General features: G+C 45.0%; 17 protein-coding genes and 1 tRNA gene. 8 read left to right on the top strand and 10 right to left on the bottom strand.

Annotated elements, in window-relative coordinates:
• The first annotated feature begins 9 nt into the window (after window positions 1-9).
• From ACTRWF_RS00375 to ACTRWF_RS00385, 3 genes are read left to right on the top strand one after another with little or no spacing between them, the layout of a single operon-like run.
• Entirely contained in the window at window positions 10-1,059 is a 1,050-nt protein-coding gene (locus ACTRWF_RS00375) for a hypothetical protein (RefSeq protein WP_462834916.1), read from the top strand.
• Complete coding sequence (locus ACTRWF_RS00380) at window positions 1,052-3,634, top strand: PKD domain-containing protein (RefSeq protein WP_462834917.1); 2,583 nt, start codon at window positions 1,052-1,054, stop codon at window positions 3,632-3,634. Before ACTRWF_RS00375 ends, ACTRWF_RS00380 begins: the two co-directional genes overlap by 8 nt.
• A 13-nt stretch (window positions 3,635-3,647) precedes the next feature.
• On the top strand, window positions 3,648-3,911 hold the full coding sequence (locus ACTRWF_RS00385) for a hypothetical protein (RefSeq protein ID WP_462834918.1): 264 nt from the start codon (window positions 3,648-3,650) through the stop codon (window positions 3,909-3,911).
• Between the two features lie 108 nt (window positions 3,912-4,019).
• On the opposite strand, the gene ACTRWF_RS00390 is transcribed toward ACTRWF_RS00385, so the two are convergent.
• From ACTRWF_RS00390 to rlmE, 7 genes are all read right to left on the bottom strand, one after another.
• Window positions 4,020-4,105: transfer RNA gene (locus ACTRWF_RS00390), tRNA-Leu, on the bottom strand.
• 15 nt (window positions 4,106-4,120) lie between these two features.
• Window positions 4,121-4,561, bottom strand: coding sequence for a preprotein translocase subunit SecG (secG, locus tag ACTRWF_RS00395; RefSeq protein ID WP_462834919.1), 441 nt, complete (start codon window positions 4,559-4,561; stop codon window positions 4,121-4,123).
• A 10-nt stretch (window positions 4,562-4,571) separates the two neighbouring features.
• Window positions 4,572-5,315: a triose-phosphate isomerase gene (tpiA, locus tag ACTRWF_RS00400; protein WP_462834920.1), complete on the bottom strand. Its 744-nt coding sequence runs from the start codon at window positions 5,313-5,315 to the stop codon at window positions 4,572-4,574.
• 96 nt (window positions 5,316-5,411) lie between these two features.
• A complete protein-coding gene (gene glmM, locus ACTRWF_RS00405) occupies window positions 5,412-6,755 on the bottom strand; it encodes a phosphoglucosamine mutase (protein WP_462834921.1) in 1,344 nt (447 codons plus the stop codon).
• A 9-nt stretch (window positions 6,756-6,764) separates the two neighbouring features.
• Window positions 6,765-7,589, bottom strand: a complete 825-nt coding sequence (folP, locus tag ACTRWF_RS00410; RefSeq protein WP_278385493.1) for a dihydropteroate synthase — start codon at window positions 7,587-7,589, stop codon at window positions 6,765-6,767.
• A gap of 185 nt (window positions 7,590-7,774) precedes the next feature.
• The gene (ftsH, locus tag ACTRWF_RS00415; RefSeq protein ID WP_141152024.1) at window positions 7,775-9,721 is read right to left on the bottom strand and encodes an ATP-dependent zinc metalloprotease FtsH; all 1,947 of its coding nucleotides are present in this window, start codon (window positions 9,719-9,721) and stop codon (window positions 7,775-7,777) included.
• A 101-nt stretch (window positions 9,722-9,822) separates the two neighbouring features.
• Window positions 9,823-10,452, bottom strand: coding sequence for a 23S rRNA (uridine(2552)-2'-O)-methyltransferase RlmE (gene rlmE, locus ACTRWF_RS00420; RefSeq protein ID WP_015067134.1), 630 nt, complete (start codon window positions 10,450-10,452; stop codon window positions 9,823-9,825).
• A gap of 95 nt (window positions 10,453-10,547) precedes the next feature.
• On the opposite strand from rlmE, the gene yhbY reads away from it, so the two are divergent.
• On the top strand, window positions 10,548-10,841 hold the full coding sequence (gene yhbY, locus ACTRWF_RS00425) for a ribosome assembly RNA-binding protein YhbY (protein WP_015067133.1): 294 nt from the start codon (window positions 10,548-10,550) through the stop codon (window positions 10,839-10,841).
• Window positions 10,842-10,942: 101 nt separating this feature from the next.
• A complete protein-coding gene (locus ACTRWF_RS00430) occupies window positions 10,943-11,719 on the top strand; it encodes a 3-hydroxyacyl-CoA dehydrogenase (RefSeq protein ID WP_023559684.1) in 777 nt (258 codons plus the stop codon).
• 110 nt (window positions 11,720-11,829) lie between these two features.
• On the opposite strand, the gene ACTRWF_RS00435 is transcribed toward ACTRWF_RS00430, so the two are convergent.
• The 3 genes from ACTRWF_RS00435 to ACTRWF_RS00445 all read right to left on the bottom strand — a co-directional run bounded on the left by ACTRWF_RS00435 (window position 11,830) and on the right by ACTRWF_RS00445 (window position 16,102).
• Window positions 11,830-12,744 carry a diguanylate cyclase gene (locus tag ACTRWF_RS00435; protein WP_462834922.1) on the bottom strand — a complete coding sequence of 305 codons (915 nt, stop codon included), beginning with the start codon at window positions 12,742-12,744 and terminating at the stop codon, window positions 11,830-11,832.
• On the bottom strand, window positions 12,741-13,547 hold the full coding sequence (locus tag ACTRWF_RS00440) for an alpha/beta fold hydrolase (protein ID WP_333970244.1): 807 nt from the start codon (window positions 13,545-13,547) through the stop codon (window positions 12,741-12,743). Before ACTRWF_RS00440 ends, ACTRWF_RS00435 begins: the two co-directional genes overlap by 4 nt.
• 158 nt (window positions 13,548-13,705) lie before the next feature.
• Window positions 13,706-16,102 (bottom strand): Lon protease family protein, encoded by a 2,397-nt coding sequence (locus ACTRWF_RS00445; RefSeq protein ID WP_462834923.1) that lies wholly within the window; start codon window positions 16,100-16,102, stop codon window positions 13,706-13,708.
• A gap of 478 nt (window positions 16,103-16,580) precedes the next feature.
• Here ACTRWF_RS00445 and leuS point away from each other — a divergent pair, with 478 nt between their 5' ends.
• From leuS to holA, 3 genes are read left to right on the top strand one after another with little or no spacing between them, the layout of a single operon-like run.
• Window positions 16,581-19,184, top strand: a complete 2,604-nt coding sequence (gene leuS, locus ACTRWF_RS00450; RefSeq protein WP_278385505.1) for a leucine--tRNA ligase — start codon at window positions 16,581-16,583, stop codon at window positions 19,182-19,184.
• Window positions 19,185-19,197: 13 nt separating this feature from the next.
• The gene (locus ACTRWF_RS00455; RefSeq protein WP_015067125.1) at window positions 19,198-19,713 is read left to right on the top strand and encodes an LPS-assembly lipoprotein LptE; all 516 of its coding nucleotides are present in this window, start codon (window positions 19,198-19,200) and stop codon (window positions 19,711-19,713) included.
• A gap of 10 nt (window positions 19,714-19,723) precedes the next feature.
• Window positions 19,724-20,749, top strand: coding sequence for a DNA polymerase III subunit delta (holA, locus tag ACTRWF_RS00460; RefSeq protein WP_023559678.1), 1,026 nt, complete (start codon window positions 19,724-19,726; stop codon window positions 20,747-20,749).
• Window positions 20,750-20,753: the final 4 nt, after the last annotated feature.

The raw sequence follows: 20,753 nt of genomic DNA on the forward strand, positions 1-20,753 counted from the left end.
TTTATGGTTATGAGAACTGATACCACAGTTCTTTACGTTACCTATGGAGGGCAAGATCAAATACACGCCAACGGCTTTACTTACGTAGATGAAAACGAAGTCATAATTTCCCACGCTGCTAATAGCGGCGAAACCACAATATCGATCAATGGTGTTGACTACACAACAACATCGATACTGTATTTTGATAGCGTTGACACACTTTTTGCACTAACAAGAGAAGTTGGCGGCAGTTCCTATTACTACAACGTTGATGTGTACGAAGTAGAGGTGATAAGTGATAGCTTCACCGAAACATGGGATGCAAATTTGGTTGGCTCATCGGGTAGTGTCACCACTTTACCGTCACTAAGTGGTACGAGAGACGCGCAATTGCCCAACGGAGGTGAATCAATAGCTTACGATGATGGTACAGGCGGCGGCACTAACACTAAACCAGTAGCATCACTAGGCGCAGATACAGCAATAAACACTGGCGCTACTTTCACAGCAGATGCAAGCACTTCTTACGATGACGATAACGACACGCTAAGTTATTTAACCACGCTATCAGCCCCAGCGGGTTCAAGTGCGACGTTATCAGACGCAACAACAAGCGCACCTTACTTCACAGCGGATATAGATGGCTCATACACGTTAACGCTCGTTGTGAATGATGGGACAGAGGATTCGGACCCCGTAACCCAAACGCTTACAGCAACTACGCCTAGTGGCTCGGTGTCGGACAGCGGTAACGATAGTGTTTCTTATATCGGTTCACCTGCAACGCTTGATGGTAGCGCTTCAGTCGGTAGTGTTTTTTCTTGGTCATTTACGCAAAGACCCACAGGTTCTAGCGCAGTAATATCAAATGCCGCGAGCCAAAGCGCATCTTTTATCCCCGATGTTTTCGGCCTTTATAAAATACAGTTAGACGTTGATGGTGTCACCAGCGAGGTTAATGTAAGGGCGAAAGAAAACCCTCCCGTCAGGACTATATCTACATCTATAAAGAATGTAGGCGAGTTCACTTTAGGTAGAAAAATCACACTAATTGCAGAGGGCGAATACGATGCTTAAATATGAATTTACGGACCGAGGAATAATAATAAACAAACCTTCTAGCCAAGGTTCAAATCGCGGCGTTTATTACCCGACGCTAGTAGAAACAAAAGATATAACAAACTGGCAAGCCCCGTATGCGTGGATTATCTATTTCTCGACTGACCATGATACGGGAGATGGCGGTATATGGGCTTTTGTTGGCAATGGTGATCCTACGAACCCTTCAAATTGGGTGGATTACGATGTTGCGTTAGCTAACGGTGATTTCGATTACCTACCCACTAAGCCTAGCGGCAACCCAATATATATTGATACTGTTTCACCAGCAGCGCAAACAGAAACACCGTGCGCAAGAGTGATTGAAGGGACTGTATATATGACTACCCACAATAACGGCGGTAGGCCTTACGCTGGTGTTGGAAGTAATCAAAATACATCGATGAACACATCAACTGATGGCATTAACTTTACAGGCTTAGGCGTAAAGGTCACTTTTAATTGGGATGAGTGGGCAGGCGGCGGCCATACAGGTTACTTTAAGTGGGATGTAAACCCGTTGACCGCTTACGACTTTGATTACTTAGGTTATAGTACAAGCGGTGGCGGTTTCTGCTTATGGGGTACGGATGACTTAACGGCAGACTGGGCATTAATAAAAGTATGGAATCAGGCTAAGGGCAGGATATTCGATAACGACTCAACTTTGCCAGACCAATCGCTTCTTTACAGGATGAACCCAAGCGACTTTATTATTCAAGACGATGGTTCAGTTTTGGCGCTCAGTACTATTCGCACTGAAGGTGGTGGTGGCGCAGGGCTTGTGCCTAACCTAACCGTCCAAGTCCTGCTTGATGCTGATGGCGTAAGGCCACTAAGCGAAGTAGAGTTAGCCATACCGAGAGTATCATATAACCAAAACTACGCCGAAATAGGGGATTCCCTAGAGTTTGAAGGCAAGAAGTATATGCTCTACCGCGCCGTTGATGATAACGGTGCAGCAGCCGTAGGTATCACTGAATATGAAGTGGTAGATGGGTCGCTGCCTATGCTAGACCCTTACTTTCCTAAGTCAGACGACATTAACTTTGTTGGTGCAGGAACGCTACCAAATGGTGTATCTACAATGACGGGTGAGGGTTCTCTAGCATTCACTTCTAACGGCTTAGAAATAACAATTCCAGCAGGGAAAAAAGAAGGGCTTTACTTAAAAGACATTCAAACAACGCTGAAAATGGTTGATGTCTCTTGGGTTAACATGCGCTTAAAAGAGGCGTATGAGTGGCTACCGAGAGTAGGTTTTGTAAAAGATTACATAACAGGTTCAGCACTTGATTTTGATGACTTAATTGTTACCGGTTACGAAGATACAACCGACAGCAATTGGCATAAGCAAATGACGCTAGAGCGATACTTGTCAGGGAATTTGGCAAGCAAAGCTTCTTATTCTTCTAACGTTATTGGTTCAAGGGCTAGTAACTACGAGAGTTCATTAGCGCCATCCAACTACGGTATCAGGTGGATGCCGGTTGCACAGCAAGCAGCGCTAATAAACTCACAAATAGAACAGTCGTATGTGGCAGCGCCCTCGATGCCAGCCGGGGATTATGTTCCTTTTATTGAGATAGAAAATTTAGTAGGCTCGGAAGATATAACAGTAATTATTGAGGGCATTCACTTCGGGGTTGCGGGAGATATTGATTACACATGGTCATTAGACAGCAAACCAGCAAGCTCGACAGCAACTATAAGCGACATAAGCACTAAAAACTTTGACTTCGAGCCTGATACTGGTGGCATGTATGAGTTTTCTTTGACAGCAACGGACGGTAGTAACAGCAACACAGCTAGTCGTTCTTATAGCATTGAAATACCAAACCAACCCCCAACCGCAAACGCAGGCCCAGACCAGTCAGTAGCGGCAGCTACGCAATTTACGCTCGACGGTACCGGTTCGCAAGATACCGACGGCACAATAGTAGAATGGCGCTGGACGCAGACTGCCGGCGATACAGTAACACTCGATTTGTCAGACCCTGCACGGCCTACGGCAACGTCTCCTAGCAAAACAACGTCGCAGCGCTTAACGTTTCAGCTGGTTACTGTTGACGATGAAGGTGCTGCTAGCTCCCCTTCCCTGGTTAACATTGACGTTGCTGCAGTAGTACAAAATGATGTACTCAACATTATCGACAAAATTTCATTCATGTTTGAATCAGATGGAATGATTACGGCATTTCCAGGGCGAGCAAATAGAGAAACATTCAGACTTAAGCCTAGCGATCCTACTGGCCTTGTTCTCGAGGACGGATGGTTCGATTTCGAGGCAAATGATGTAAGGAGAGTAGAAATCTCTATGCTCGAAACCACTGGCGTTAAAATCATATCTAGTGATACGGATTCAATCACTAGAGAAAGAAGTAAATTGCACGTAAGAATGGGAGATATGCCAATCAAGTCATCAACAAAAGAGTTCGAACCGACTGTCTCTGTTTTTGTTGGCGATGATGAGAGAGGTGTTGTTATGACTGCACCAGGGCTATCAGGCGCACCTAAAGTAAAATACTACTCAACAACCGCAAGAGCTGTTTAAAAGGGGTTTAAAGATGCCTTATACAGTAGAAATGTATGGTCAGGTAAAAGTCGAAGAATTTGTCACCGGATGGATTCTGCGGCTCACCTTTCCCGGAGGCACATTTAAGTTCTACGCTCACTCACAAGGTGAAGACAACATAGTCATTTACATTGGACACGGGAGTGTCACCAAGGAAATGAAAATAGCGGTAAGAGAGTGGGCAAGCAGTAGAGGTATTAAGCGCATTACGTGGGGTAGAGACAAGGGGATAAATAAGGCTATAAATGTCGGCTAGTGTCGCCAAACTACTCCGCGCTATTCGCCAAACTACATCGGCGGCTACATCAGGACGGGACATTTAAAGAAAAAAAGGCCAGCATGCATGCTGGCCTTTCTTCAAAGTTGGTGCGGAAAGCGGGACTTGAACCCGCACGAGCTATGCTCACCACCCCCTCAAGATGGCGTGTCTACCAATTCCACCACTTCCGCAAATTTACTTTAGTTTTAACTTTCAGTATCGTCAGACACCGGCACGTCTGTCGCGTCACCTTCAACCGCTGGTACGTCACCTTGCGCTGCACCATCAACAACAGGAACGTCGCTCTGTGCTGCGCCTTCGATAACAGGTACGTCTTGGTCTGCAGGTCGTTCTACTTGCTGCTCAACAGCCGCTGGTATTTCTAGATTGTCCCACTCGTCCTCAGCACTTTCACGGTTAGCCGTCATAGCGCCTAGTGATAGGCTGATAAAAAAGAAAAGACCCGCTAAAATTGCCGTTGTGCGCGTCATGAAGTTTCCAGAACCCGATGAGCCAAACACTGTGTTTGAACCGCCTGAGCCAAATGAAGCGCCCATATCTGCACCCTTACCTTGCTGGATTAAAACAAATCCAATAAGCAAAAGCGCCACAATTAGGTATGCTACTAATAGCACTTCGTAAATCATAAATACCTCGTCAGTTTGCCGCTTGGCAAATTGAAATAAAATCTTCAGCTTTTAAGCTGGCTCCGCCAATTAACCCACCATCTACATCATTTTGTGCAAATAGGGTTTTAGCATTATCTGGCTTCACACTACCACCGTATACAATACGAAGGCCTTGGGCCAGTTGCGAATCTACTTTAGAAAAGTAACCGCGTATAAATTCGTGTACTTCTTGCGCTTGTTCTGGGCTGGCAGTCTTACCCGTGCCTATTGCCCAAATTGGCTCGTAAGCTATAACTGTTTTGCTTAGCTCACCCACAGACATTGCATTAATAAGAGCGTCAAGCTGTTCACCGACAAACGACTCTACGTTGTCAGCTTCTCTTATTTCAAGAGATTCACCCACACAAATAATGGGGGTAACACCTGCAGCCACGCATTTTTTAGCTTTTAATGCGACAACCTCGCTCGACTCGCCTTGGTCTTCTCGTCGTTCAGAGTGCCCTACTATAGCGTATTTACAACCCGCTTCTTTGAGCATATCAACCGAGAGCTCACCGGTATGAGCACCGTTATCTAAATGACTAACGTTTTGAGTACCCACTGAAAACGAATCTTTATCAAATGCGTGTAAGAATAAAGAAGGAGCGCAAACCACTACTTCCGCACTCGCGTTTACATCCGCTAACTTTTGATTAAATTCAGCAACAAGTGCCAAATTTCCGTTCATTTTCCAATTACCAGCCACGAATGGCTTTCTTAGATTTTCACTCACAACGCAGACCTTAGCCCTGTCTTTAAAGCGGGCGTGATATTAACTATTTAATTAAGAATATACAAGCACAAAAAGCAAAATTTCCAGCTACGCCAACTAATTGGCGAGATTACGAACAGTTTCAGCAATATGCTCTGCCCATTTGTGAGATTGGGCTTCATCATTTGATTCCACCATCACACGAATGAGGGGTTCAGTACCACTTTTACGTAGTAATACCCTACCCGTTTTACCCAGTGCTAATTCGGCTTCTTGTTTAGCATTTTGTACATCAGCATGAGCGAGGTAGTCTAGGTCTTGATTTGTGTAACGCACATTGACTAGCGTTTGAGGGTACATGTCGAAACCGCTCGCTAAATCGTGCAAGTCCATATGCGAGCGAAGCATTGCTGCTAAAACTTGCAATCCAGCCACGATACCGTCACCCGTAGAACTCATATTCAGATTAAGGACATGGCCTGAATTTTCGCCCCCAATAGACCAACCTTTTTGCTGTAAAAGTTCCATAACGTAACGGTCGCCAACATTACTTCTGGCAAAAGGCACGCCTAATTTAGATAGCGCGTTTTCAAGGCCTAGGTTGCTCATAAGCGTACCCACAACGCCGCCTTGCATTTTACCATTTTTAAGTGCGTCTCGTGCAATAATGTAGACAATTTGGTCTCCGTCTAAAACGTTACCAAGGTGGTCTACCATCATAATGCGATCACCATCACCGTCTAAAGCAAAACCTAGGTCAGCACCGCTCTCTTTTACCTTTTCAACAATCGCTTTCATCGACGTTGCACCAACACCGTCGTTGATGTTTAAACCATCGGGTGTTGTGCCAAGTTCAATAACCGTAGCGCCCAGCTCTCGTAATACATTAGGTGCAATGTGATAGGTAGCCCCATGTGCGCAGTCAACGACGATTTTTAAACCTGTCAGTGAAAGTTCAGAGGGAAATGTGCCTTTACAAAATTCAATATAACGACCAGCAGCATCATTAATTCGCGTAGCCTTACCTAGCTTATCAGACGCCACACAGGTCATCGGTTGCTCAAGCATAGCTTCAATGGCAAGTTCGATATCATCATCAAGTTTAAACCCTTGGGCAGAGAAAAACTTAATACCATTATCATAAAAAGGGTTATGCGATGCGCTGATAACAATGCCCGCTTCAGAGCGAAATGTTTTTGTTAAGTACGCAATGGCTGGCGTTGGCATTGGCCCTAAAAGGCCAATATTAATACCTGCGGCAGACAGCCCTGCTTCTAATGAAGATTCAAGCATATAGCCTGAAATGCGGGTGTCTTTGCCTATAAGAACCTTATTCGTACCACGTCCAGCTAATACCTTACCGGCCGCCCATCCAAGCTTTGTTACAAACTCTGGGTTGATATTACTTTCACCAACCTTGCCGCGAATGCCGTCGGTACCGAAATATTTGCGCTGCGTCATTATTATTCCTTATTCGATTTTATTCAGCATGTTCACGATATTAACTGCATCTGCAGTTTCTTTTACGTCGTGTACCCGAATAATCTGTGCGCCCATTTGGGCAACAATTGTAGCGAGGCTTATGCTTCCCGCCAAGCGCTCATCCACTTTTCTATTAAGCAAATTACCAATCATTGACTTTCTAGACATACCAACAAGCACTGGATAACCGAGGTCCATCAACTTAGGTAAATGCTTAACCAATGCATAATTGTGCTCTAACGATTTACCAAACCCATATCCAGGGTCAAACAAAATATGCTCTTTAGCGATACCCGCTTTCTCACACACCTCTGCCCGTTCAAGCAAAAACTGAGTGACGTCTTCTACCACGTCTTGATAAGTTGGATGATTTTGCATAGTGCGAGGCTGTCCTTGCATGTGCATTAAACATACAGGAACACCCGTTTCGCTTGCCGCGATTAATGCGCCGGGCTCTTGTAACGCACGAACGTCGTTGATGAGTCCTGCGCCTGCTTTTACCGCCTCGCGCATAACCTCAGCTTTACTGGTGTCGATAGAGATTACGCACTGTGCATTTTTTGCGACCGCCTCTATTACCGGAATGGTTCTGTCTAGCTCTTCTTGCAGCGAAACCTCGGGCGCACCGGGACGTGTAGACTCGCCGCCAATGTCGATAAACCTAGCCCCTTCATCAATCATGCGAAGCGCGTGATCCAAGGCTTGTTTTACATCAGCGTGCTTACCGCCGTCAGAAAAAGAGTCAGGCGTGACGTTTAAAATACCCATCACCTGTGGCTGTGATAAACCAGTAAAATGATTTCCAAACTGCATGATTTACCTGCGTTATCGTTTTTATAAAATGGAATTGAAAAGCGAACTGATTTTAAGCGGCACATCGCAGAGTTGGCACCTGCGAATTATAATACGTGAGTGTGAAATATGTGGCCGATGAAAATCAGTACGCTCTAATAAAAAACGCCAGTAGAACTGGCGTTTTTTTATATTAACGTTTGCGCTTAGCTAGGAATGTCACCCGGCTTTCCCACTGAAGGCTTATCAACACCGTCATTCTTGATTTCACCTTCGCGAACCGGCGCTCCGCCACTTGGCTTGTCGCCACCCGATGGTTTACTGTCATCCCAATCCGCAGGAGGACGAACATCAGTTCGATTCATTAGGTCATCAATTTGCTTAGCATCAATGGTTTCGTACTTCATAAGTGCGTCTTTCATTGAATGTAAGATATCAATGTTGTCTTCAAGGATCTTCTGAGCACGTTCGTAGTTACGGTCGATTAATGACTTAATTTCCGCATCAATCGCACGCGCCGTGTCGTCAGACATATTAGTAGCCTTAGACATAGACTTGCCTAGGAACACTTCGCCTTCGTCTTCAGCGTATAGCATTGGGCCCATTTTGCTCGACAAGCCCCACTGGGTAACCATCTTACGTGCAATTTCAGTTGCGCGCTCGATATCGTTCGACGCACCTGTGGTTACTTTGTCGTCGCCGTAAATGATGGCTTCAGCAATACGACCACCGAACAGGCTAGAAATCATGCTTTCTAAGTGCTGTTTAGAATGACTTACACGGTCTTGCTCAGGCAAGTACATAGTCACACCCAGCGCGCGACCGCGCGGAATGATTGACACCTTATAAACCGGGTCGTGCTCTGGCACTAAGCGACCAACGATGGCGTGACCCGCTTCGTGGTACGCTGTCATCTCTTTTTCAGGCTCAGACATCACCATAGACTTACGTTCAGAGCCCATCATGATTTTGTCTTTCGCTTTCTCAAACTCTTCCATAGAAACAAGGCGCTTGTTACCGCGTGCAGCGAACAATGCAGCTTCGTTTACTAGGTTTGCCAAGTCGGCACCTGAAAAGCCTGGCGTACCGCGGGCAATTACCGACGGGTCAACATTGTCGGCCACCGGTACTTTACGCACATGTACTTTAAGAATCTGCTCACGACCGCGGATGTCTGGTAAACCTACAACCACTTGACGGTCAAAACGACCAGGACGAAGCAACGCAGGGTCAAGTACGTCAGGACGGTTAGTTGCCGCAATGACGATAATACCCTCGTGACCTTCAAAACCATCCATTTCAACTAGCATTTGGTTTAACGTCTGCTCACGCTCATCGTGACCACCGCCTAAGCCTGCGCCACGTTGTCGACCTACGGCATCAATCTCATCAATGAAGATAATGCATGGCGCTGCTTTTTTAGCTTGTTCAAACATATCGCGCACACGAGATGCACCAACACCCACGAACATTTCAACGAAGTCAGAACCTGAGATAGTGAAAAATGGTACTTTTGCTTCACCAGCAATTGCTTTAGCAAGTAACGTCTTACCTGTACCAGGAGGACCTACCATCAAAACGCCTTTCGGAATTTTACCGCCAAGCTTTTGGAACTTAGATGGGTCGCGTAGGAAATCAACCAGCTCAGAGACATCTTCTTTTGCTTCATCACAACCAGCCACGTCAGCAAATGTCGTCTTAATTTGGTCTTCACCAAGCAAGCGCGCTTTACTCTTACCGAACGACATAGCGCCACGGCCACCGCCACCTTGCATTTGACGCATGAAGAATATCCACACACCAATAAGCAACAACATGGGGAACCATGAAATAAAGATAGACGTCAAAAGAGACTGCTCTTCTGGTGGTTCACCGTAAACTCTTACGTCGTTTTTAACCAAGTCAGATACTAACTTGTCATCGAAGTAAGGTACGAAAGTTTGGAAAGTTTCGCCTGAACGCTTTGTACCGCGAATTTCGCCATCATTATTAATGCGAACTTCACGAATATTTCCCTGTTCTGCTTCTCTCAAAAACGTTGTGTAGTCGGTTTGTGAACGAGACGATTCACTCGGTGAAAAGCTCTGAAAAACCGACATTAAAACAACGGCGATGACTAACCATAAGATTAAATTTTTTGCCATATCGCTCAATGCTACTAACCTCTATAAACCCGAATTGCTTGCATATTCAACAAGTTGATTATTGAATAAGCGACACAACTCGCAACGAAAACCGCTTAACCCAAAGCGTACTACACTTTATAGCCACAAGCCACCAAATACACCTCACGAGAACGTGATCTGGACGAGTCAGGCTTACGCGTCTTAATGGTGGTGAAAGATTGTTTGAGTGCGTTCATAAACTCTACAAAGCCTTCACCTTGGAACACCTTAATAACAAATGAACCACCGGGCTTTAATACTTGGTGACACATATCCAGCGCTAGTTCACAAAGATACATAGAGCGAGATTGGTCAACCGAAGCATTACCTGCAAGGTTCGGTGCCATATCAGACAACACTATATCTACGGTGTTCCCGCCAATTCTGTTCAATAGTGCGTCGAGAACTGCATCTTCTCGAAAATCACCTTGTAAAAAGTCGACGCCTACAATGGGATCCATAGGCAAAATATCGCACGCGATAACTTGACCATTTTCACCAACGAGCTGTGCGGCTAGCTGTGACCAGCCACCAGGCGCAGCCCCAAGGTCTACAAGTGTCATTCCGGGCTTTATAAGCTTATCTTTTTTCTGGATTTCTTCCAGTTTGTAGATAGCTCGCGATCGCCAACCTTCCTTATTTGCTTTTTGCACATAATGGTCGTTAACGTGTTCTTGAAGCCAGCGCTTACTGCTGGCGGAGTGTTTCTTTTTTGTCATTCCATCACAATGTAATTAGGATTGTAGAGAAGATGGCGTTAGAATACGTTATTTCAAGCTTAAACTAACAGATTAATTGTAAGAAATATTAATACATGAAACTTTCAAATAAACAGAAACAATTTCTAAAAGGCCTTGCACACCCGCTAAAACCTGTTGTGCAGCTAGGCGGCAACGGCCTAACCGAAGGGGTGGTTGCAGAAATTGACAACGCTCTTAACCACCACGAATTAATTAAAGTTAAGGTGCCTACCGATGACCGTGAAGAAAAAGCGCTTATCATGGACGCCATTGTTCGTGAAACCAACGCTGTAAAGCTTCAGGTAATTGGTCACACACTTATTATCTACCGTCAAAGCGAAGACTGTAAAATTCAGTTGCCAAAATAAGCGTTTTAATGGTGCCGATCTTCTCGGCACCGTAGTTTTTCTTCTTACTTCTCGTTAACATCACATTAATAATAGTGATAAAACGGGTTTAAAGGAAATCTATGACGCTAAAAAATCTCACTGCTATAGTCACAGGCGGTTGTTCAGGTCTTGGTCACGCTACTGCTATTGCGCTTCGTGAAGCAGGTGCCAACGTAAGCCTTTTCGATTTAAACGAGGAACTTGGCGCAACACGCGTTGAAGAACTAGGTAGTGACAATACCCTTTTCACCAAAGTGGATGTGCGCGATGAAGCTTCTGTTCAAGACGCTATTGACGCTACAACGCACAAATTCGGCGCTATCTCTTTAGTGGTCAACTGCGCAGGTATTGCTCCCGCAAAGCGCTTACTTGATAAAGAAGGCAACCCTGCACCACTTGGTGATTTCCAAAAAACTATCGATATCAATTTAGTTGGCAGCTTTAATGTATCTCGCTTGGTGGCTGCGGCCATGGCAAAACAAGCACCTATTAACGATGAAGGCGAACGGGGCCTTATTGTTAATACTGCTTCAGTAGCGGGTTACGAAGGTCAAATAGGCCAAACAGCCTATGCAGCAAGTAAAGGCGGTATTATTGGTCTTACCCTGCCAATGGCTCGAGATTTAGCACCACTGGGCATTCGAGTTAACACTATCGCGCCGGGGGTAATGGGTACGCCAATGCTGCTTGCTATGCCTGAAAAAGTGCAGGATGCCCTTTCTGCCAACGTGCAGTTTCCTAAGCGCCTTGGCCTACCTGAAGAATTTGCGAAATTAGTTATTCATATGGCAAACAACAGTTATCTAAATGGTGAGACAATCCGCTTAGATGGCGGGCTGCGCATGCCGCCTAAATAGCCAAAGAAAGTTAGTCAACGAGGCAACCGACAACGCCTCGTTGAATATTAAACGCCTAGGGTAGTTAATGCCAATAACGCCAATCAATACCTAGTGATAATTGGCATTATTTAAATCTTAACAATCCCGTGAACACTATCATAAATTCGAGTATGGGCTCTTTTATTGGCTTTTGCTTCATAAAGTGCCTTATCCGCTTTTAGCAATTGCTGGGCAATCAGATTTGGTTGAGCAAGGTCACCTTTTTCTAACACAGTACCACCAATACTTGCCGTTAAAGGCTTACCGCTGGGTAAACTAATTTCGCGTATGGCATTGTGCAGCCGTTCGCTAAAGAGCTTTATGTCTTTTATATCTGTGTTAAAAAGCACCATTAAAAACTCTTCGCCGCCCCATCTCGCCACAACATCTGTCTCGCGCACTTGCTCCAGCAACACGTGTGATAACTTTATAAGTATTCTATCGCCTTCTTCATGCCCAAAGGCGTCGTTAATCTTTTTAAAAAAGTCGATGTCCAAAAGCAGAAAAGATAGGGGGACAAAGGCGCGACGCGATTGAGATATCATTTTTAGCACATCGTCATTTGCCGCGCGACGATTAAGTAAAGGCGTCAATGTATCTCGACGGCTTACAGCCGTAAGCTCTTCGGTCTTCTTTTCAAGTTGATCTTTTGCTTCTATCAACTCCTGATAAAGCTTATCTCGTTCTTTTGCAACGTATATCGCCCAGTACAGTATGTGACCTGAAACCGTGATATTGGCCACAGCGGGCACTCTTTGGCCCGAGCCCGATAACAAGGTGATTTGAACTTCTAAATATTCACCATTGGCTAGGAGTATAGGTTTTATATAACTTTCGTAAAATATCGAACTTGCCTTAGAGACGATATCGATTATTTTCTTCTCAGAAGTCCACTCTACCCCAAGAAACGACTTGGCATAGGGATTTAACCATTTTATTTCTGTCGTTTCTAAATCCGATTTAAGTAACAAACAGGGGAAGTCTTCCTCTACTGCTTCTTTCAAGCTGCGAAATCCTCGAATAAGGTAAACACAGTAGCCGGGTTAGTCATGTGTAAACAATGTCCATAGGCATCAACGATATGCATTTTAGCGTCCGGAATAGCGTTATTCATGTATTCCCCCACATTTGTTGACGCTAAATTATCGTGCTTGCTTTGTAAAATAAGTGTAGGAAGCATGAGCTTTGCAAGCTGGGCTCTGTCGTCAGAAAAAAACGTAGTTTTGGCAAACGGCTTGGCGAACTTAGGGTCCGTAGAGCAGAAACTTGTTTCAAGTTCTTGAATTAAGTCTGCGCTATTGTCTTGCCCCATGACCAAGGGCGCTAAATAATTTGCCCACCCCACATAGTTCTTGTCCATAAGGTTTAATAGTTCTTCTAAATCTGCTTTGTCGAAGCCTCCCATGTAGTCAGGGGGGAAATTTAGAAAGCAGGGAGACGGACATACCATGACAAGCTTAGAAAAAATGTGAGGTAATTGGATAGCCGCGCGCATGCCAATCATACTGCTAACCGAGTGCCCGACGAAGATTACATCCTTAAGGTTTAACGCCTCGCAAATATCTAGGACGTCCTGAGCGTATCCATCGAGTGTCGCATAGCGATTAGTATCGTAGGCTGAATAATCAGAAGCGCCGCATCCTACATAGTCAAATAACACTACTTTGTACTTTTCTACAAGGTAGGGTAATAGGTGGCACCACATCTGCTGATCACAGCCGAAACCGTGAGCTAACATTATTACGGTACTTCCTGAACCATGGATGGTGACGTTATTCCTCGCTACTACACTGCAATTCGGTTGCATGGTTTACCTTCTTATTTTTTTAAACGGCAGCACGACTATCTCTATGATTTATGAAGATAATAATGTTATGAATGCCAATGTTGCCTAATATATTTTTTATTACTTATATTTTACACCAAATTGCCATTATTATTTCACGAAAAAGATTAGCTTTTTGTCTACTCTCCATCTCCACCGTTTACAATAAGCGCAATGTTGTATAGACGATTCACTGCGTGGTAGTTTATAGAATTTTTGGGATAGCGGCCTTTACTGCTAATTTTACCCGCTTCCTGTTCCATCAAAATAGTAAGCGCGTCGTCTACGGTTTCAACAGTGTAAATATGGAACAGCCCTTTTTTCACTGCATCGATAACGGTGGCATCTAACACCAGATTAATCGCATTCGATTTAGGAATAATTACGCCCTGTGTACCGGTAAGCCCGCGGTGCTGACACAAGTCGAAAAAGCCTTCTATCTTTTCATTAACACCGCCAACCGCTTGCACTTCGCCATACTGGTTAATCGAACCTGTGATGGCCAAAGTTTGTAAGCATGGGATTTCAGTAAGCGCAGAAATAAGTGCAACCAGTTCACCAAGAGAGGCACTGTCGCCATCAATATGCCCATAAGATTGCTCGAGGGCGATATTCGCGGAAAGCGTTAAAGGGAAATGTTGCGCATACTTGTTGCCTAAATAACCGTTGAGCAACATAACGCCCTTAGAGTGAATAGGCTGTCCAAGCTCTACTTCACGCTCGATATCAACTACACCACTTGCCCCAGCAAACACGGTAGATGTAATGCGCGCAGGTGTACCAAACGCCGTGTCACCGATATCCAAAACCGTAAGCCCGTTTACCTTACCTACCGCTTTACCTTCAGTGGCAATAAGTACATGCCCTTCTTTAATATCGTTTAGTAGCGTTTGACTAACGCGGCCGGTACGGCGCTTTTTCGCACTTAACGCCGTCTTCAAATGATCAAGCTCTAGGGTGTCGGCATTCGATTTTTGACAGAAATAATAAGCTTCATTAACCAGCTCAATGACTTCGGCAAAATGCGCAGAAAGCTTCTCTTTGTGCTCGGCCATTCGTAGCGAATACTCTACTAGCCTGCACATGGCATTAGCCGTTATACCTTTAAGCCCCAGGTGAATGAGATGGGCACGTACTTTGCCCACAAAATCGAAAAGTGCCTGCCGCGTAACAGGTATTTCCAAGTCAAAATCTACGAGCACTCGGAACAATTCGTCAAACTCGTCATCGTAATCTTGTAGCGTGTAGTAAAGGTCGCGAGAACCAAGCAAAACAATTTTTACGTTTAAATCGATAGGCTGAGGATTAAGCGTGATGTTGTTAACCATTCCCACGTCTTGCTGGGGTAAGTCCATGCGCAAGCGCTGGGACTTAATGGCAAGTTTCAGGGTATCCCACACAAAAGGCTGTTCAATGACTTGGTCGACATCCAACAAAAGATAGCCACCATTTGCGCGGTGCAGTGCACCAGGCTGTATCATTCGGTAATTGGTAAATACACTGCCGTGGATATTTGTGTACTCTATTTTACCGAATAAGTTCTGGTAGGTAGGGTTTGGCTCGTATATAACAGGTGCCGCATCGTCTAATTTATTCGAAACCAATACATTGGGAAGAAACTGCTCTTCTAAAAATACTTTTTTATCAAAGTCGTCACTCTTCTCTTCTTTTTGTTCTTCGCCGTGTATAACCAAAATAGCACTAACCAAAGCGTTTTTAAGCTGTTTGAGGTATTTCATTACCCCAAGCTCAGAGGCGTATTTGTGTTCAAACACCTTAATAAGCGGCTTAATTACGTGCTCTGCGGTCTTTTTGTCAAGCTCACGCAGACGTTCTGAGTTTTCGCGTTTCCACGTAGGTAAACTCAACAAACTTTCACTCAGTCTGTTTTCTAAATCGTCAATTAGCGTGTAAAAGCCCTCTCGCTGATCGTCAGTGAGCGATGCAAAATCAGTATCTCTGATAGGCTTGCCGTTAATAATGGGTGAAAAGGTAATTGAACCACCCTCTTCATAAAGCGCAACGTCGTTGGCTTGAGCATAACGCTCTACAGCATCAATAGCAGCATCGTACTTTTGCTCAAACTCTCTAGAGATAGAGGCACGGCGGCGCTGATAACCAGGGTTATCAAATGCGATAGGCAGTGAGTCCAAGACATCATCGATAAGTGCAGCCATATCTTTTTGAAATGCCTTGCCGCCACTTGGCGGAAATTTTAGCGCTACGGGTTGGCGTTCATCGTCGAAATTATTGATATAACACCAATCGTCGGGTGCGGGAAGCTGTGCAACTTGGCGTTCAATGTAATCTTTTACCAGCGTAAAACGGCCTGTGGCAGGTTCACCCATCACGTAAAGGTTGTAACCTCTGGTGCTAATGCCTAACCCGAATGTGAGTGCTTCGCGCGCACGCTCTTGCCCAATAAAGGTCGCATTTAGCGCTTCATCATCTTTTAAAGCACTGTTAATCGCTCGGCGATTGATGGTAGGTGAAAGCGCATCTACATCTAACGCATATAAATTAGTGTCTACAGACATGTCTGTTCTATTTTTCGTTTCTTTACTTAAGTGAAACCCTAATTAACAGTAGTGTCAAACGGTTAACTCTAATAAGGCAGCTTTACGTTGTTAATTGAACAACAAACAACCATCTTAGTGCCTTAATGAGTACGTTGAGGCATATTACTAAGGCACGTACTAATAACACAAAAAATAGGTCGTTAAGTGAAAATTAAAAAAGTGGCTCTACAAGCTATCTTCTTTAACGGGCCTAAACTGCTGCATTAATGCTCACTTTTCATGCAAGCAGAAATAAATATTGCCTAGTTCAGTGTTAAGCTATTGAGGCATGGCTTAGCGCTGGGTTATTCTATTGGGCTATATGTATGTAAAGTGGGAATATCCCACGTGCGGTTAAATGGCAATAATGCAGGAGAGGTTACAAATTCTCTTGTAAATCGTTCGCCTTATGCCGCCCCATAAACGTTTTAACTTTTAATGCGGAAGCCTAAGTTTCATGGCCGATAATCAGTACAATCCGAAAGACATTGAACAACGCGTTCAGCAATACTGGGAAGAGAACCAATCTTTTAAAGCAAACGACGACGTAGAAAAAGAAAAATTCTACTGCCTGTCTATGTTCCCCTACCCTAGTGGCCGACTTCACATGGGTCACGTGCGCAACTACACCATTGGTGACGTGATCAGCCGTTTCCAGCGCATGCAGGGTAAAAATGTATTGCAGCCTATGGGTTGGGATGCTTTTGGTCTACCGGCGGAAAATGCAGCGATTAACAACAACACTGCACCGGCGAAATGGACATACTCCAACATCGATTACATGAAGAACCAGCTTCGCTCGTTGGGTTTTGGTTACGACTGGGATCGCGAAGTAACAACATGTAAATCTGATTACTACCGCTGGGAACAATGGTTCTTCACTCGCCTTTATGAAAAAGGCCTAGTGTACAAGAAAAACTCTACTGTGAACTGGGACCCTGTAGATCAAACCGTTCTGGCTAACGAACAGGTAATTGACGGTCGCGGATGGCGTTCAGGTGCCCTTGTTGAACAAAAAGAAATTCCACAGTGGTTTATTAAAATTACTGACTACGCCGAAGAGCTTTTACAAGATTTAGAACAGCTTGAAGAGTGGCCAGACCAAGTACGCGCTATGCAGGCAAACTGGATAGGCCGCTCTGAAGGCGTGGAAATTACGTTTGACCTAGCGTCAGCGGTTAACGACATTGCCGATTTAACGGTATATACCACCCGTCCGGATACTTTCTACGGGGTTACCTACGTTGCAGTGGCAGCGCAGCACCCATTAGCGGAATTTGCAGCACAGTCTAATCCAGATTTAGCGGCATTTATCGAGGAATGCAAAAACACCAAAGTTGCTGAAGCTGAATTAGCTACGATGGAGAAGAAAGGCTTTGCCACAGGTTTTGAGGTTATCCACCCACTAACGGGTGAAAAGCTTCCAATCTGGGTGGCTAACTTCGTATTGATGGATTACGGTTCAGGCGCAGTTATGGCCGTACCGGGTCACGACCAGCGCGACTGGGAGTTTGCAACAAAGTACGACCTGCCAATTACGCAAGTTATTGCACCAAATGCCGGTGATGAAGATAAGTGCGACCTTTCTGCCTCTGCGTATACCGAGAAAGGCAGCTTGATCAATTCGGATAAATTCAATGGTCTTGAGTTTGATGCTGCATTTAACGGTATTGCCGATGAACTTGAGGGCAAAGGCTGCGGTAAGCGTAAGGTTAACTATCGCTTACGCGACTGGGGTGTAAGCCGTCAACGTTACTGGGGCGCGCCTATTCCAATGCTAAATTTGGAAAATGGCGAGTCGGTACCTGTTCCGGCAGACCAGCTACCTGTTGTGCTACCAGAAGACGTAGAAATGAATGGTGTAACGTCGCCAATTAAAGCTGACCCTGAGTGGGCAAAGACCACATATAACGGCGAAGCTGCGCTGCGTGAAACTGATACTTTCGATACCTTTATGGAGTCGTCGTGGTACTACGCGCGCTACGCAAGTGCCACAAACAACGATGCTATGCTTGACCCAACGTCTGCCAACTATTGGCTACCGGTAGATCAATATATTGGTGGTATTGAGCATGCTATCTTGCACCTGCTTTACTCACGTTTCTTCCACAAGCTGCTTCGTGATGAAGGCCTAGTAAACTCTGATGAGCCGTTTAAGCGCCTGTTGTGTCAGGGTATGGTTTTGGCTGATTCTTACTACCGTGAAGACAAAGCTGGTAAGAAAACTTGGTTCTCGCCTACTGAAGTAAGCACAGAGAAAGACGACAAAGGCCGTATTGTTAAAGCGTGGCTTACCGCCGATGGCGAAGAAGTTATTCATGGCGGCATGACCAAAATGTCTAAGTCTAAGAATAACGGTATCGACCCGCAGGAAGTTATCGACCTGTACGGTGCCGATACAGTACGTCTATTTACTATGTTCGCAGCGCCACCAGAGCAAACTCTTGAATGGGTTGATTCTGGCGTTGAAGGTGCAAACCGTTTCTTACGTCGTATCTGGAAGCTTGTTACTGAGCATGTGGAAAAAGGTACGCCAGAAGCCATCGACGTTAAGTCACTTTCGAAAGACCAACAGGCACTTCGCCGTGAAGTACACAAGACAATTGAAAAAGTGTCTGATGACTTAGGCCGTCGTCAAACCTTCAACACGGCCGTTGCTGCGGTAATGGAACTACTAAATCACCTTCAAAAGGCGCCGCAAGAAAGCGCCCAGGACATCGCTATTATGCGCGAAGCCTGTGAGTCAATCTTGTTGCTACTTAACCCTATTACCCCGCACATCGCTCACGAGCTTTGGAAAGTACTAGGTCACAGTGAAGATATCGATTCAGCGCCATGGCCACAGGCAGATAAAGCGGCATTGGTTGAAGACGAAAAGCTTATCATTGTTCAGGTTAACGGTAAGGTTCGCGCTAAGATGACCATTGCCGCAGACGCGAGCAAAGAGGCAATTGAAGCGTCAGCAAAAGAGCAGCCAAACGTACAGCAATTTATCGAAGGTAAAACCATTCGTAAGGTAATTGTTGTACCTGGTAAGCTTGTAAATATCGTAGCTAACTAGGTCTGCTTATACTATGAAAAAGCACTTACAATTCGCAGTCGCTGTATTGGTTACGGTTCTGGTAACAGGCTGTGGTTTCCATTTACGAAGTAGCCCTAGTCTACCGGACAACATTAATACAGTTGCCATTGAAAGTGCTCGAGCACACGCGCCCCTTGCGCGTGCGCTCGATAAACGCTTAAATGTTTACGGCTTAAGCAGTATAGACACGGTTTCTGCACAAAGCGTGAGCATTTATTTACTTCCTGAAAAACTAGAACGTCAACTGTTATCTGTTTATCCTTCAGGTCAAGTCGCAGAATACGAGCTTATTTACGTTGTTCGCTATCGCGTGCAGTTTCCCGACAAAGAAGCGGTAATGGCGCAGTTTGAAGTGGTCCGCGACTATCAAGATGATCCAGACCAAGTGTTGGCCAAATCTCGTGAACTCGAATTAATGTTAAGCGAAATGCGCGATGAAGCCGCCGACATCATGATTAGACGCCTTTCTAGTCAAGCTGTCGCTGCGCCTGTCAGCGCCGATAAATAGCGCTTCGTCCATGCAAATATACCCAAACCAATTTAGTCAAGATATCACGAAGGCATTGCGCCCATGCTATCTTGTGTTTGGTGACGAACCTCAACAAAAGTTTGATGTCATTGAGCAAATACGTGCTAAAGCAAAGGCCAATGGTTTTGAAGAACGCACGGTCTTGGTGGCTGAAACAGGTTTTAATTGGAACCAGTTGATTGAAGCCACGCAAAGCATGTCGCTGTTTTCTAGCCAGCAGTTTATTGAACTTGAGTTACCTACCGGTAAGCCGGGTACTGAGGGCAGTAAAATGCTGCAAGAAGTCGCAGCGTCGCTAAGCCCCGATATCTTGTTATTGGTTCACGGCCCCAAAATCGGCAAAGATGTACAGCGCGGAAAGTGGTTTAAAGTTTTAGATGACATTGGCGCCTCTGTGCTTTGCTATCCATTAGAAGGGAAACAGCTTAGCGCTTGGTTAAATCAACAACTCAAAGCCCACCAATTATCTGTGTCCGCTGCTGGGGTTAAAATGATTGCCGATTTTTGTGAAGGCAACATGCTGGCCGCTAAACAGGAAATTGATAAACTAGCCCTACTCTACCCCCAGCAATCTATTTCAGAAGCGCAAATAGAGCAGGCTATGGTAGACCAGTCACGTTTTAACGTGTTTCAGCTGGTCGATGTCATGCTAAGCGGGGATAGCATCCGCTGTATTAAGATGCTTTACCGGCTGGAAAGTGAAGGCTTAGAGCCGAATATTATTATTTGGGCATTAATTCGAGAATGGGAGCAACTTTGGAAGTTAAAGCTTGCTGAGCAAAGCGGTCCCATTCAGTGGCAAAAGTTTGGAATTTGGCGTAACCGTCAGGGTTACTACCAGAGTGCGTTAAGTCGCCTTAGCTTCGCTCAATTAGAAGATATTCAACACGCCCTTACCCAATCAGATCATGCCTTTAAGCAAAACGTAATCGCTCGCCCTTATGTTGAAATGTGTCACCTTTGTATGATGTTCATGGGGTTCGATTTACGCGAAACACCGCTATTACAAGCATAAAGGA

Source organism: Alteromonas sp. G5_S2_22_S1, assembly GCF_054968525.1.

Bases quoted from the DNA above. Each gene is read 5' to 3' on its own strand.
- ACTRWF_RS00375 (WP_462834916.1), top strand. From the start codon at position 10: ATGAGAACTGATACCACAGTTCTTTACGTTACCTATGGAGGGCAAGAT.
- ACTRWF_RS00380 (WP_462834917.1), top strand. From the start codon at position 1,052: ATGCTTAAATATGAATTTACGGACCGAGGAATAATAATAAACAAACCT.
- ACTRWF_RS00385 (WP_462834918.1), top strand. From the start codon at position 3,648: ATGCCTTATACAGTAGAAATGTATGGTCAGGTAAAAGTCGAAGAATTT.
- secG (WP_462834919.1), bottom strand. From the start codon at position 4,561: ATGATTTACGAAGTGCTATTAGTAGCATACCTAATTGTGGCGCTTTTG.
- glmM (WP_462834921.1), bottom strand. From the start codon at position 6,755: ATGACGCAGCGCAAATATTTCGGTACCGACGGCATTCGCGGCAAGGTT.
- folP (WP_278385493.1), bottom strand. From the start codon at position 7,589: ATGCAGTTTGGAAATCATTTTACTGGTTTATCACAGCCACAGGTGATG.
- rlmE (WP_015067134.1), bottom strand. From the start codon at position 10,452: ATGACAAAAAAGAAACACTCCGCCAGCAGTAAGCGCTGGCTTCAAGAA.
- yhbY (WP_015067133.1), top strand. From the start codon at position 10,548: ATGAAACTTTCAAATAAACAGAAACAATTTCTAAAAGGCCTTGCACAC.
- ACTRWF_RS00430 (WP_023559684.1), top strand. From the start codon at position 10,943: ATGACGCTAAAAAATCTCACTGCTATAGTCACAGGCGGTTGTTCAGGT.
- ACTRWF_RS00440 (WP_333970244.1), bottom strand. From the start codon at position 13,547: ATGCAACCGAATTGCAGTGTAGTAGCGAGGAATAACGTCACCATCCAT.
- ACTRWF_RS00445 (WP_462834923.1), bottom strand. From the start codon at position 16,102: ATGTCTGTAGACACTAATTTATATGCGTTAGATGTAGATGCGCTTTCA.
- leuS (WP_278385505.1), top strand. From the start codon at position 16,581: ATGGCCGATAATCAGTACAATCCGAAAGACATTGAACAACGCGTTCAG.
- ACTRWF_RS00455 (WP_015067125.1), top strand. From the start codon at position 19,198: ATGAAAAAGCACTTACAATTCGCAGTCGCTGTATTGGTTACGGTTCTG.
- holA (WP_023559678.1), top strand. From the start codon at position 19,724: ATGCAAATATACCCAAACCAATTTAGTCAAGATATCACGAAGGCATTG.